We start from the raw sequence: 13,573 nt of genomic DNA, 5'->3' as shown, positions 1-13,573 counted from the left end.
CCCATTAAACTTCTTTTCAGCTGTTTGTTTGCTTGTTAATATTATATCATACTGAGGGAGAAATTCAAGGGAGAATCCCGCTTTTCCGGTAGGAATCTGTAGATTTATCGCTTTTAGACAAAGTCGCCTGCAATTGTTTTCAAAGGATAAACATGTGTTCCAGAAATATTTTGCATCCAATTCCAATCAGAACGATTCCGCCAATGACCTCTGCCTTATTGCAGAACAGTGTGCCAAATTTTTTTCCGATTGCAATCCCGCATGTGGATAAAAGGAACGTGATGAGACCGATTAAAGACACAGACAGCAGCATTGCCGGGAGAGTGGCCGCACCGACGGCGGTCGGTAGGATGATACCGGTGGCGAGTGCGTCAATACTGGTTGCGACCGCCAGCGCCATGACGGTTTTAAAGCCAATCGCCTCTCTTTGACATTCCACAGCGCCTTCTTTTCGTTTTTTGCGCGCTTCCAGCAGCATTTGGATGCCAATATAGGCCAATAAAATAAGGGCGATCCAGTGGTCCACGCTGCTGATCAGGCCTTCGCCGGCTTTACCAATGGCCCAGCCAATCATGGGCATTCCGGCCTGAAAAAGACCGAAGCTTACCGCCAGTTTTGCTACAAATTTGGCGTCGACCTGTTTGGTGACGGCGCCGTTTGTAATGGACACTGCAAAGGCGTCCATGGAGAGTCCGACCGCAATTCCAACTAAAGATATGTAATCCATTTTTCTACCCTCATCCTATTATCATTCATATTGTCCGCTTGCTTGATCAGGGGCCAATAAGAGAGTATGTACCGATACGGTAAAAAATGCCCATGTGCCTGCCAATCAATATACGGGAACTTTATTTTACAAAATGTTTGCCTTTTTGTCACGCGAATGGTAAAATAAATGATAGTTTAGCTTAGCAATGTGTGAAAGTACATGAACATGAAAAGACAGGGGGAACAGCAATGATAGCGGTGATTGACTACGGGGCGGGGAATCTGCAAAGCGTGGTAAAAGCGTTTCATTATATAGGCTGTGAGGTGAAAGTGACGGCGGACAAAGAGGAGCTGAAGGAAGCATCGGCAGCAATTTTGCCGGGAGTGGGTGCGTTTGGCGACTCCATGCGATGTTTAAACCAGTCGGGAATGGTCCAGCCGGCACTGGATTTTATTGAAAGCGGGAAGCCGTTTTTGGGGATCTGTCTGGGCTTACATCTTTTGTTTGAAGGAAGCGAAGAGGACCCCGGTATTTCCGGGTTAGGTGTACTGAAAGGACAAATTTGCAGAATCCCGGAAAAGGACCAATTAAAGATTCCCCACATTGGATGGAATTCTTTAAACATCCGTAAGCCGGAAGGGATTTTTCAAAACTTGGAAGCAAATCCATATGTGTACTTTGTTCACTCGTACTATTTGCATGCGGAAGACCGCGACGTCGTTTCCGCAACGACGGAATATGGCGTGGAGATTGACGCCGCTGTTCAAAAAGGCAATCTCTTTGCCACGCAATTCCATCCGGAGAAGAGCGGACGCACGGGATTGAAGATGTTGAAAAACTTTGTTTCCCTGATAGACCGGAACTGAGGAGGAAGACGCCATGTATGCAAAAAGAATCATTCCATGTTTGGACGTCAATAACGGACGTGTGGTGAAAGGGACCAATTTTGTCAATCTGGTGGATGCCGGAGATCCGGTGGAAGCCGCAAAAGAATATGATCGCCAGGGAGCGGATGAGCTGGTGCTGCTGGACATCACCGCTTCTGCGCAGGCGCGGGGCATCATATTGGATATTGTCAGTAAGGTGGCGGATTGTATTTTTATCCCTTTTACAGTGGGAGGCGGCATCCGCACTGTGGACGATTTTACAGCCCTGCTGCGTGCAGGCGCGGACAAGGTTTCCGTCAATTCCGCAGCGATTAAAAACCCCGCGGTGATCGGCGAAGCGGCTGCAAAATTTGGCAGCCAGTGTGTGGTGTGTGCGATCGACGCGAAACGGAAGCCGGAGGGCGGATGGACTGTTTACCTGAATGGCGGCCGTGTGGATACCGGACTGGATGCCATAGAATGGGCAAAGAAGGCGGCGCGTCTGGGTGCGGGGGAAATTCTGCTGACCAGCATGGACTGTGACGGCGTAAAGAATGGATATGATTTGGAACTGACCGCCGCTGTTTCGGAAAGCGTCAATATTCCGGTTATTGCATCCGGCGGAGCCGGAAAACTGGAGCACTTTTATGACGCGTTTACCGAGGGGAAAGCGGATGCGGTTCTTGCCGCATCTCTGTTCCACTTTGGAGAAATCAGCATACCGGAATTGAAAACTTACTTGACGGGCAGGGGGATATCGGTCAGAAAGTAAATGCAGAGAAAATGAAAAGCCGCTCACAAACGTGAGCGGCTTCCGTTCGTTTATACGTTAATTTTCATATCGCCTTCTTTGATCCATCCAATTTTGCGCAGGGCAAAATCAATTATCAGAGTCAGGATGGCGGGCGCGATAAAGTGCATCAAAAGCACCTCGACCCAGATCTGCCATTGCGGCATGGTTCCACTCATCGCGGCAAATGCGCCGAACTGGCCCACCAGTCCGCTGGTGCCCATGCCGGCTCCGGTCGCGGTGTTGGTCATTTGAAATACACAGGTGGAGATGGGGCCGAGGATCGCGCTGGCCAGCGTGGGTGCAATCCAGATCTGCGGTTTGCGCATAATGTTGCTGAATTGCAGCATGGAGGTTCCGATTCCCTGAGAGAGCAGGCCGCCCCATTTGTTTTCGCGGAAGCTCGCTACGGCGAATCCGATCATCTGGGCGGAACAGCCGACCACAGCAGCGCCCGCGGCAAGCCCATTGAGGTCCAGCATGATGCAGAGCGCCGCGGAACTGATCGGTGCGGTCAAAACCATGCCGACGATTGCGGAGACTAAAATACCCATCGGCAGGGGGGAGAGCTCCGTCGCGTGGTTGATAACCGCACCCAGTCCGCTCATGAAGCTCTGGATGTAAGGGCCGACCAACTGGCCGGCGATGCTGCCGGTAATGATCGTCACCATTGGCGTTACCACAATATCCACCTTGGTTTTACCACTGACCAATCGTGCCAGCTCCGCGCCGACAACCGCTGCAACGTATGCCCCCACAGGACCACCGGCCTGATAGCCGAACGCGCCGCATACCACGCAGGAAAACACCACCAGGGGCTTGGATTTCAGTCCCCAGGCAATTGCCGCACCGATGGCGGAACCGACTACGGGAGAGGACGCAGCCGCCATTGCGGAATACGGCTCCAGAAAGGAGAGAAAGGGAATCTTACTCAGCTGGGACATGATCAGTCCAATGATGAGGGAGGAAAACAGGCCCAGCGCCATTGCGCTCATCGCATCGATGAAATACCGCTGAAAAAATTTCTTTACCAACTGAAGTGCCTTGTTGTCCGTTGCTTTTTCCATTTCCATGTTCTGCACCCATTTCTAATATATTTTGTTCCGCCTCCTGTAAAGCGGCAAACAAATCCGGACAGACAGAAAAATAGCGGCTATGCGGGAATAAAACCCACATAACCGCTACTTCTTCTACAATACCGGATATGGTTGGTTGGTTCAAACCGCGCACACCTCGCCAGCAGCGCGGGAATCATTGCAATATGAGACGATATAAAAAGCCCCGATTAGATGACGCCTTCCGCCATCATGGTGTCCGCGACCTTGACAAAGCCCGCAATGTTGGCGCCCACAACGTAGTTCTTCGGATAGCCGTACTTCTCCGCGGCATCCGCAGCGTTCTTAAAGATGTCCTCCATGATGCCCTTCAACTTGGAATCCACCTCATCGAAACTCCAGTGGAGACGCATGCTGTTCTGGCTCATTTCCAGAGCGGAGGTTGCTACGCCGCCGGCGTTGCTGGCTTTGCCCGGGGCAAAGAGAACGTTGTTTGCCTGCAGGTATTCAGTTGCCTCGATGGAGGTCGGCATATTCGCGCCTTCCGCAACAGCGTAGACGCCGTTGGCAACCAGCATCTTTGCGTCGTCAATCAGCAGCTCGTTCTGGGTTGCACAGGGCAGTGCGATGTCGCACTTTACGCTCCAGACGCCCTTGCCTTCGTGATACTCGGCGTTCGGGCGGTAGCTCTTGTACTCGCTCAGACGGGCGCGCTTGACTTCCTTGATCTCCTTGATGGCCGCGAGGTCAATGCCTTCCGGATCGTAAATCCAGCCGGTGGAATCACTCATGGTGACGACCTTGCCGCCCAGCTGCTGTGCCTTCTGGCAGGCGTAGATCGCCACATTGCCGGCGCCGGAGATGGCGATGGTTGCGCCGTTGATGCTCTTGCCGTTCGCTTTCAGCATTGCATCGGTGAAATACAGCAGGCCGTAGCCGGTTGCTTCGGTACGGGCAAGGGAACCGCCAAAGTTGAGGCCTTTGCCAGTGAGCACGCCTTCAAAGGCATTGCGAATTCTTTTATACTGGCCAAACAGGTAGCCAATCTCGCGGCCGCCCACGCCGATGTCGCCCGCCGGGACGTCTGTGTCCGGGCCGATGTGGCGGTAGAGCTCTGTCATGAAGCTCTGGCAGAAGGCCATGATCTCGCGGTCAGATTTGCCCTTCGGGTCAAAATCGGAGCCGCCCTTGCCGCCGCCGATCGGCAGGCCGGTCAGGGAGTTCTTGAAAATCTGTTCAAAGCCAAGGAACTTGATGATTCCAAGGTTGACGGACGGATGGAAGCGCAGGCCGCCCTTGTACGGGCCGATCGCGGAGTTGAACTGTACGCGGTAGCCGCGGTTGACCTGTACCTTGCCGCTGTCGTCCACCCAGGCGACGCGGAACTTGATCTGGCGTTCCGGCTCTGTGATTCTCTCCAGGATACCGGCTTTTTCGTACTGCGGATTCTGCTCAATCACAGGCTCCAGGGATTTCAGGACTTCCGTGACGGCTTGAATGAACTCCGGCTCGCTTTTGTTCAGGTGGATGACGTTTTCCAACTGTTCGCTCACATAAGACATACTTACACAGCCTCCTATATTTCATTTCCATTCATTGTGTACCCGCAAAGCCACGGTCCGCCGCGCGGAGCAGAATGACATTTTACATATGCATGAAAAAACGGCAGTTTGCAGGCTTCGTTTTTTTTACTTCAACAGTTTAGCATATAGATACCGCTTTTTCAAGATTTTCTTGGAGGAAAATCAAAGTTTTTTCAAGGGTTTTGCAGGAAAACAGAGTGGATGTTGCATGATGCCTGTGTTTTCGCCGGAAATCGAAGGAATAATTTTCAAAATTTGTGCATAAACATAAATTGAATCCTGCCCCGTAAAAATGATTGACACAACCTGTCAAATAGAATAAAATAAAAACGATATACGGCTGATTTTCGCAGCCACAGTAATTTGACAAGGAGGTTCTGCATTCAGGAACAGCCTTGTTATTTTTATTTTTAGGGGGATACGGCTTTGAGCAAATACACCAAGGAAGACATCATCAGGATCATCCGGGAAAACGACGTAAAATTTATCCGGATGCAGTTTACAGACATCTTTGGTACACTGAAAAATGTTGCAATCACAACAAGCCAGATTGAAAAAGCGCTGGACAACAAATGCATGTTTGATGGTTCTTCCATTGAGGGCTTTGTGCGTATTGAAGAGTCCGATATGTACCTTTGGCCGGACCTGGACACCTTCGTCATTTTACCCTGGCATACGCAGCGCGGCAGGATTGCGCGTGTGATCTGCGATGTGTATAAGCCGGACGGCACGCCCTTTGAAGGCGATCCGCGCTATATCCTCAAAAAGGCGCTCAAAGAGGCCGCGGATATGGGATACAGTTTCAATGTCGGCCCTGAGTGCGAATTTTTCCTGTTCAATACGGATGAATACGGTCATCCCACCACCATCACGCACGACACGGCAGGCTATTTTGATATGGGCCCCTCCGATCTGGGAGAGAGCTGCCGCCGCGATATCTGCCTGACGCTGGAGGAAATGGGCTTTGAAATTGAAGCTTCCCACCACGAGGTGGCAATTGCCCAACATGAAATTGACTTTAAATACAGCGAGGCGCTCTCCGCCGCAGATAATATTCTTACCTTTAAAATGGTGGTAAAGTCTGCAGCGGATTCCCACGGCCTGTGCGCCACCTTTATGCCAAAGCCTGTTTATGGGCAGTGCGGCTCCGGTATGCATACCAACATGTCGTTGTTTAAAGACGGTAAAAACGCGTTTTATGATCCCGATTCGGAATCGGGCCTGAGCGAAATCGCCCATCACTTTATTGCTGGTATCGACAAGCATGTCAAGAGCATCTGCGCGCTGACCAATCCGCTGGTCAATTCTTATAAAAGACTGGTGCCCGGTTATGAAGCACCCTGCTATATTGCCTGGACCACCAGCAACCGCAGCGCGCTGATCCGTGTGCCGGATACCCGCGGCGTGGGTACGCGCGTAGAACTCCGCTCCCCGGACCCGGCCTGCAACCCATACCTGGTGTTTGCGTTGCTTCTGCAGGCGGGCTTGGAAGGCATTAAAAATAAGCTGACGCCGCCGGACCCGGTATCCGTCAATATCTACGACATGAAAGAGAAAGACCGCATTGCGAGCGGTATTGAGAACCTGCCTGCGGACCTGATTGAAGCGGTCGACTGCATGGAAGCGGACCCGTTTGTCAAAGAGGTGCTGGGCGATCATGTCTTCAGCAAGTATGTAGAGGCGAAGCGTCATGAGTGGAAGGAATACACCACGCGCGTTTCCCAGTGGGAAATTGAGCGCTATCTGAATAAGTTTTAATCTATCATTAGAACATCCCTTTTGCAGGCGTTCAACCGGATTGGAATAGGAAAACGTGAGGAATATTATAGTTGCGAATGCGAATATTGAGAATGCAAGGAAAATTTGATTCTTTGTTGCAACATGTCAGAACCCGCTGCGCACCGCTTTTGCAGAAGCGCAGTATGAATTCCGGCAGAAAAATATGTGAAACCGTGATGCAGGTTTTGGAAACGTTGAGTGCGTCCTCATAATGCCAACGGTTTCCAACCGGACAGAAAGGGGAACAAAAAATGCAATTTACAAAAATGCATGGCATTGGCAACGACTATATTTATGTAAACTGCTTCCAGCAGACGCCCGCGCATCCGTCGGAGCTGGCTGTACGGTTGAGTGACCGCCATTTTGGCGTGGGTTCGGACGGCCTGATTTTAATCCAGCCTTCCGATGTGGCGGACTGCAAAATGGAGATGTTCAATGCAGACGGCTCCATCGGTATGATGTGCGGCAACGGCATTCGCTGCGTGGGGAAATATGTCTACGACCGGGGGCTTGTCAAAAAGGATGTTCTTCAGGTGGAAACCCGGAGCGGGATTAAAACGCTCCATTTAAATATCCAGGATGGAACAGTTTCTTCCGTGCGTGTCAATATGGGCCCGCCGGAACTGGAGGCTGCGAAAATTCCGGTACAATTTCTGAAAGAACGGGTAATCAACGAGGCGGTACAATCTCCGTCCGGAAATATCTGGTATATCACCTGCGTCTCGATGGGAAATCCGCACTGCGTGACCTTTGTGGAGGATGTGGATGGATTGGACCTCCCGCGATTCGGCCCGGAGATGGAACACCATGAAATGTTTCCCGAGCAGGTCAATATGGAATTTGTGCGGGTGATCAGCCCGGAGGAAATCCAGATGCGTGTCTGGGAGCGCGGCTCCGGAGAAACCTGGGCCTGCGGGACCGGCGCCTGTGCCAGTGCGGTGGCGTCCGCCTTGAATGGCAGAACCGGCCGCCGGGTGACCGTCCATCTGAAGGGCGGCGATTTGGTGGTCGATTGGGACGAACAGACAAACGACGTCTTTATGGAAGGACCCGCCACGTTTGTTTTTGACGGGACCATAGAAATCTGATATAATATCCTATTGGGTCATATAAGAGCAGAAAAAGAAAAAGTCAGACGAAAAGGGGGTTTTTTCATTTGTTGAAGGTCAACCAGAATTTTGTAAAGCTTCCCGCAAGTTATCTGTTTGTAGATATTAAAAATAAGGTAAACGCGTTTACCGAGCAGAATCCGGATATGGAGATCATCCGTCTGGGCATCGGCGACGTGACGCGCCCGCTGCCGAAGGCGGTTGTGAAGGCTATGTGTGATGCCGCTGAGGAAATGGGGGAGGCGGAAACGTTCCGCGGCTACGGCCCGGAGGCGGGCTATGCCTTCCTGAGAGACGCGATTGCAAAGCATGATTTTCAGGCGCGTGGGGTCGATATTTCCGCGGATGAAATCTTTGTCAGCGACGGTGCAAAGAGTGATACCGGCAGCATTGGCGACATTTTCGGAATAGACAACGTCGTGGCGGTTTGCGATCCGGTTTATCCCGTCTATGTGGATACCAACGCGATGGCCGGCCGCGCCGGCGACTACGAAGAAGGCAGGGGCTGGAACAAAATTGTCTATATGCCCTGCAAGGAAGAAAACAATTTTCTGCCGGAGCTGCCCGCGCAGCCGGTGGATATGATCTACCTCTGTTTCCCGAACAATCCCTCTGGCGTCGGCATCACCAAGGCAGAGTTGAAAATATGGGTGGATTACGCGCTGGCGAACCAGTCTATTATTCTCTACGATGCGGCCTATGAGGCCTTTATAACCGAGCCGGAGATGCCGCACAGCATCTATGAGGTGGAGGGTGCAAAGAAGTGCGCCATTGAATTCCGCAGCTTCTCCAAGACTGCCGGTTTTACCGGGACACGTTGTGCGTTCAGTGTTATTCCGAAGGAGTTGGTATACGACGGCGTTTCCCTGAATCAGCTTTGGGACAGACGCCAGTCCACCAAGATGAACGGTGTTTCCTATGTGGTGCAGCGCGGTGCGGAAGCGGTCTATTCCGAGGAGGGTCAGAAGGAAGTGCGCGCGAATATCGCTTATTATCTCAATAATGCAAAGATTATTCGTGAGGGACTGCAGAAGGCCGGGTTCACCGTGTACGGCGGCGTCAATTCCCCGTATGTGTGGTTGAAAACACCGGCGGGTATGACCTCCTGGGAATTCTTTGACCTGTTGCTGCAGAAGGCGGGCATTGTCGGCACGCCGGGCTCCGGATTTGGCGCCGGCGGGGAAGGCTTCTTCCGATTGACTTCCTTTAATACAAAAGAGAATACCGAAAAAGCTGTGCAGAAGATCGTGGAAGCGTTCAGCTGATCGAATGGTGACAAAGTCAGCCCCGCTCCGTTTGGAGTCCGGGGCCATTTGGCTGTAAATATCCCGAGAACGGGACCCTGAATAAAAAGAAACGGTTGGTGATTGAATGAAAGCACTCCTTATGCTCGAAAATGGCATGACATTTGAGGGCACGGGCTTTGGTTATGAACACGACGTCGTATGTGAGGTCGTATTCAACTCCGCAATGTGCGGGTATACCGAGCTCCTCACGGACCCGTCGTATGCGGGGCAGGGCGTTGTCATGACGTATCCGCTTGTCGGCAATTATGGAATCTGCTACGACGATGCGGAGTCTACAAAACCGTGGCTGGGCGCGTTTATTGTGCGCTCTGTCTCCGGTATCGCAAGTAATTTCCGCTGCGATGTGGATCTGGACACTTATCTGAAGCAGAACAAGGTTCCGGGCCTCTGCGGCGTGGACACCCGTGCGCTGACACGCGTTCTGCGCGAGAGCGGCACCATGCGCGGCATGATCGCGTACGGTGACAAGGTCGATCTCGATTCCATGAAAAAGCAGATTGAAGCGTTTGTACTGGAATCCCACGTGCCGGCGGTCAGCGACCGCGAGGGGAAACTCTACGGCGATGGTCCGATAAAAGTCGCTTTGGCGGATTACGGCGTCAAGCACAACATTATCCGCTGCCTGGTGAAGCGCGGCTGTACGGTCAAATGCTTCCCGTACGACGCAACGCTGGAAGATTACCTGGCCTTTGCGCCGGACGGTGTGATGCTCAGCAACGGCCCTGGCGACCCGCAGGCCTGCGCAAAATCAATTGCGGAGCTCAAGCGCATCTATGCGCACGGGATTCCGACCTTTGGCATCTGCCTGGGACATCAGCTCATGGCGTTGTCACAGGGCTGCGATACATATAAGCTGAAATACGGACACAGAGGCATTAACCACCCTGTGAAAGACCTTTCTACCAACCGGGTCTACATTTCCTCTCAGAACCACGGCTTCGTTGTTAACGCCGATTCCGTGAACCCTGCCGTTGCGGACGTCAGCTTTATCAGCATGAACGACGGCAGCGTTGAAGGTTTGAATTATAAAAACGGCAAGGTGTTCACCGTGCAGTTCCACCCGGAAGCTTCCTCCGGTCCTCTGGATACCGGATTCTTGTTTGACCGATTTATTGATTTGATGGGAGGGAGCCGCATATGAGCAAGAGAAAAGAGATTAAAAAGGTTGTCATCATCGGCTCCGGCCCGATTATTATCGGACAGGCTGCGGAGTTTGACTACGCGGGCACACAGGCCTGCCGTGCCATCCGGGAAGAGGGCGTCGAGGTCGTTCTGATTAACTCCAACCCGGCGACCATTATGACGGACAAGCAGATCGCGGACAAAGTCTATATCGAGCCGCTGACGGTCGAGACGATCAAGAAAGTCATCATCAAAGAGAAGCCGGACAGCATTCTGCCGACTCTGGGCGGCCAGAATGCGTTGAATCTGGCGGTGGAGCTGGAGGAATCCGGTTTCCTGAAAGAGCACAACGTAGAGATGATCGGCACCAGCGCGGACACGATCCGCATGGCGGAGGACCGCGAGCTCTTTAAAGAGGCGATGGAGCGCATCCACCAGCCCTGCGCGGAGAGCGAGATTGCGGAGGATCTGGACCGCTGCCTGCAGGTGGCGGACCGCATCGGATATCCGGTGGTCGTGCGTCCGGCGTATACGCTGGGCGGCAGCGGCGGCGGCATCGCGTATGACCGCGAACAGCTGATTTCCATCGCGTCTTTAGGCCTGCACCGCAGCCGTGTGCATCAGGTGCTGATCGAGCGCTGCATTTCCGGCTGGAAGGAAATTGAATATGAAGTGATGCGCGACAAGAACGGCAACTGCATCACGGTTTGTAATATGGAAAACTTTGATCCGGTCGGCGTTCATACGGGCGACTCCATCGTTGTGGCGCCCTGCCAGACGCTGGCGGACAAGGAAACCCAGATGCTGCGCAGTGCGGCACTGGATATCATCACCGAGCTGAAGGTGGAAGGCGGCTGCAACGTGCAGTTTGCGCTGAACCCGAACAGCTTTGAATACTGCGTCATTGAAGTGAACCCGCGTGTGAGCCGTTCCTCCGCACTGGCTTCCAAGGCAACCGGCTACCCGATCGCGAAGGTCGCATCCAAGATTGCGCTGGGCTACACGCTCGATGAAATCCAGAACGCGATTACACAGAAGACATACGCCTGCTTCGAGCCGACGCTGGACTACTGCGTTGTCAAGATTCCGAAGTGGCCGTTCGATAAATTCCAGAACGCGAAGCGGTTGCTGGGCACGCAGATGAAGGCGACGGGCGAGGTCATGGGCATTGCGCCGACCTTTGAATCCGCGCTAATGAAGTCCGTGCGCGGCCTGGAAATCAATATGACCAGCTTGATTGACAAGAACCTGAAGAGCCTGACCGACGACGTTCTGGCGGAACGCCTCCATGTGGTGGACGACCGCCGGCTGTTTGTTCTGGCGGAGGCGTTGCGCCGCGGATTTACCGCGGAGGAAATTCACCACATCACCAAGATCGATCTGTGGTTCCTGGACAAGCTGGTGGAAATCATCAATGTGGAAAAAGCGTTGGCGGGCGAAGAGCTGGACCGTGCGCTGCTCTATAAAGCGAAGGACTACGGATTCCTCGATCAGACCATTTCCGAGTTGAGCGGCAAGTCCGTGGAGGAAATCCGCGCGCTGGAGAACGAGTGGAATATTAAGCCTGTCTATAAAATGGTGGACACCTGCGCGGCGGAGTTTGACGCGGCCACACCGTATTATTATTCCAGCTATGGTGCGGAGAACGAATCCGTATGCAGAAGCGACCGCAAAAAGGTGCTGGTCATCGGTTCCGGCCCGATCCGTATTGGACAGGGCATCGAATTCGACTTCTGCTCCGTCCACAGCGTCTGGGCGCTGCGCGACCTGGGATACGAAACCATTATTATGAACAATAACCCGGAGACCGTCAGTACGGACTTCGATATTGCGGACAAGCTGTATTTTGAGCCGCTGACCCCGGAGGATGTGCTCCATGTGGTGGAGCTGGAAAAGCCGGACGGCGCTGTGGTTCAGTTCGGCGGACAGACTGCCATTAAGCTTGCCGGTGCGATCGAGGCAATGGGCGTCCCGATTCTGGGCACCTCCTTTGACAGCATCGACGCCGCGGAAGACAGAGAGCGTTTCGACGCGATACTCAACGAGTGCGAGATTCCGCGTGCAGCGGGCCGCACCGTGTTTACCTGTGCGGAAGCCCTTGCGGCGGCCAACGAGCTTGGCTATCCGGTTCTGGTGCGTCCGTCCTATGTGTTGGGCGGTCAGGGCATGCACATCGCCTACAGCGATGAGGATGTGATTGAGGACATCGGGATCATCAACCAGATCGCGCAGGAGCATCCGATTCTGGTCGATAAATACATCATGGGCACGGAGGTCGAGGTCGACGCGGTCTGCGACGGCGTGGATTCCGTTATTCCGGGCATCATGCAGCATATCGAGCGCGCCGGCGTTCACTCCGGAGACAGTATTTCCGTCTACCCGGCGATCGGTGTTTCCAAAGACATGCAGGATATCATTGTGGAGTATACCCGCCGTCTTGCAAAGGCATTGAAGGTCAAGGGCCTGTTGAACATCCAGTTTATCGTCAAGGACAATGAGGTCTATGTCATCGAGGCAAACCCGCGTTCGTCCCGTACGGTGCCGTATATCAGCAAGGTGACGGATATCCCGATCGTTCCGCTGGCAGTTGGCACGTTCTTCGGCAAGACCCTGCCGGAGATGGGCTACGAATACGGCCTTCAGGCGGAAAAGGACCTCATCGCCATTAAGATGCCGGTGTTCTCCTTTGAAAAGCTGTACGGCGCGGATGTCAATCTCGGACCGGAGATGAAGTCCACCGGCGAAGTGCTCGGCGTGGCGCGCACCTTTGACGAGGCGCTGATTAAGTCCTTCTATGGTGCGGGTACGCACATGATCAAGCACGGCAACGCCATCATTACGGTCAAGAACAGCGATAAGCAGGAGGTTCTGCCCATTGCGCGCGGCCTCTATGAGCTGGGCTGGACCATTTACGCGACAGCCGGAACCTCTTCGTTCCTGAACGACAACGGAATCCCGACCATCCGTACCAACAAAATCGGCGCGGAAAAGCCGGACATTCTGGACCATATCCTGTCCGGTAAGATCAATCTGGTGATCAATACGCCTTCCAAGGGCGTTTCGCATAACCGCGACGGCTATCTGATCCGCCGCAACGCGGTAGAGGCGGGCATTCCCTGCCTGACCTCTCTGGATACGGCGAACGCGTTCCTGACCTGCGCGCAGAATGTGGACACGACGCAGCTCTCCGTCATCGATATCACCAAGGTATCCAGTTTCCTGAATTTTATCTAACCGGTTTCGCCGGGAGTTT

10 protein-coding genes are annotated in these 13,573 nt (G+C 53.3%); 7 read left to right on the top strand and 3 right to left on the bottom strand.

What is annotated here, in order from left to right; all coding sequences use genetic code 11:
* Nucleotides 1–139 precede the first annotated feature (139 nt).
* Complete coding sequence (locus tag BN2106_RS09095) at nucleotides 140–727, bottom strand: manganese efflux pump MntP (protein WP_050698227.1); 588 nt, start codon at nucleotides 725–727, stop codon at nucleotides 140–142.
* A 230-nt stretch (nucleotides 728–957) separates the two neighbouring features.
* Here BN2106_RS09095 and hisH point away from each other — a divergent pair, with 230 nt between their 5' ends.
* Entirely contained in the window at nucleotides 958–1,575 is a 618-nt protein-coding gene (gene hisH, locus BN2106_RS09090) for an imidazole glycerol phosphate synthase subunit HisH (protein ID WP_050698226.1), read from the top strand.
* 13 nt (nucleotides 1,576–1,588) lie between these two features.
* The gene (gene hisF / locus BN2106_RS09085; RefSeq protein ID WP_050698225.1) at nucleotides 1,589–2,347 is read left to right on the top strand and encodes an imidazole glycerol phosphate synthase subunit HisF; all 759 of its coding nucleotides are present in this window, start codon (nucleotides 1,589–1,591) and stop codon (nucleotides 2,345–2,347) included.
* Between the two features lie 50 nt (nucleotides 2,348–2,397).
* Here hisF and BN2106_RS09080 read toward each other — a convergent pair whose 3' ends face one another.
* Both BN2106_RS09080 and gdhA read right to left on the bottom strand, forming a co-directional pair.
* Complete coding sequence (locus BN2106_RS09080) at nucleotides 2,398–3,438, bottom strand: PTS sugar transporter subunit IIC (protein WP_154666465.1); 1,041 nt, start codon at nucleotides 3,436–3,438, stop codon at nucleotides 2,398–2,400.
* Between the two features lie 212 nt (nucleotides 3,439–3,650).
* A complete protein-coding gene (gdhA, locus tag BN2106_RS09075) occupies nucleotides 3,651–4,982 on the bottom strand; it encodes an NADP-specific glutamate dehydrogenase (RefSeq protein ID WP_050698224.1) in 1,332 nt (443 codons plus the stop codon).
* 447 nt (nucleotides 4,983–5,429) lie between these two features.
* Between gdhA and BN2106_RS09070 the strand changes: the two genes are divergently transcribed.
* The 5 genes from BN2106_RS09070 to carB all read left to right on the top strand — a co-directional run bounded on the left by BN2106_RS09070 (nucleotide 5,430) and on the right by carB (nucleotide 13,554).
* Nucleotides 5,430–6,761 carry a glutamine synthetase family protein gene (locus tag BN2106_RS09070; protein WP_050698223.1) on the top strand — a complete coding sequence of 444 codons (1,332 nt, stop codon included), beginning with the start codon at nucleotides 5,430–5,432 and terminating at the stop codon, nucleotides 6,759–6,761.
* Between the two features lie 272 nt (nucleotides 6,762–7,033).
* Nucleotides 7,034–7,870, top strand: coding sequence for a diaminopimelate epimerase (gene dapF, locus BN2106_RS09065; protein WP_050698222.1), 837 nt, complete (start codon nucleotides 7,034–7,036; stop codon nucleotides 7,868–7,870).
* 68 nt (nucleotides 7,871–7,938) lie between these two features.
* Entirely contained in the window at nucleotides 7,939–9,156 is a 1,218-nt protein-coding gene (locus BN2106_RS09060; RefSeq protein WP_050698221.1) for an LL-diaminopimelate aminotransferase, read from the top strand.
* A 106-nt stretch (nucleotides 9,157–9,262) separates the two neighbouring features.
* Nucleotides 9,263–10,339 (top strand): carbamoyl phosphate synthase small subunit, encoded by a 1,077-nt coding sequence (locus BN2106_RS09055; RefSeq protein ID WP_050698220.1) that lies wholly within the window; start codon nucleotides 9,263–9,265, stop codon nucleotides 10,337–10,339.
* A complete protein-coding gene (gene carB / locus BN2106_RS09050) occupies nucleotides 10,336–13,554 on the top strand; it encodes a carbamoyl-phosphate synthase large subunit (RefSeq protein WP_050698219.1) in 3,219 nt (1,072 codons plus the stop codon). The genes BN2106_RS09055 and carB overlap by 4 nt, the downstream gene beginning before the upstream one ends.
* The last annotated feature ends 19 nt before the right edge of the window (nucleotides 13,555–13,573 follow it).

This window comes from Anaeromassilibacillus senegalensis (assembly GCF_001261775.1).
Taxonomy (GTDB): domain Bacteria; phylum Bacillota; class Clostridia; order Oscillospirales; family Acutalibacteraceae; genus Anaeromassilibacillus; species Anaeromassilibacillus senegalensis.
Note: the sequence above shows the minus strand (reverse complement) of the source record. Positions and strands in the feature narration are given on the sequence as shown.

Excerpts from the sequence above, each read along its gene's own strand:
- BN2106_RS09095 (WP_050698227.1), bottom strand. The coding sequence starts at position 727 with ATGGATTACATATCTTTAGTTGGAATTGCGGTCGGACTCTCCATGGAC.
- hisH (WP_050698226.1), top strand. The coding sequence starts at position 958 with ATGATAGCGGTGATTGACTACGGGGCGGGGAATCTGCAAAGCGTGGTA.
- hisF (WP_050698225.1), top strand. The coding sequence starts at position 1,589 with ATGTATGCAAAAAGAATCATTCCATGTTTGGACGTCAATAACGGACGT.
- BN2106_RS09080 (WP_154666465.1), bottom strand. The coding sequence starts at position 3,438 with ATGGAAATGGAAAAAGCAACGGACAACAAGGCACTTCAGTTGGTAAAG.
- gdhA (WP_050698224.1), bottom strand. The coding sequence starts at position 4,982 with ATGTCTTATGTGAGCGAACAGTTGGAAAACGTCATCCACCTGAACAAA.
- dapF (WP_050698222.1), top strand. The coding sequence starts at position 7,034 with ATGCAATTTACAAAAATGCATGGCATTGGCAACGACTATATTTATGTA.
- BN2106_RS09055 (WP_050698220.1), top strand. The coding sequence starts at position 9,263 with ATGAAAGCACTCCTTATGCTCGAAAATGGCATGACATTTGAGGGCACG.
- carB (WP_050698219.1), top strand. The coding sequence starts at position 10,336 with ATGAGCAAGAGAAAAGAGATTAAAAAGGTTGTCATCATCGGCTCCGGC.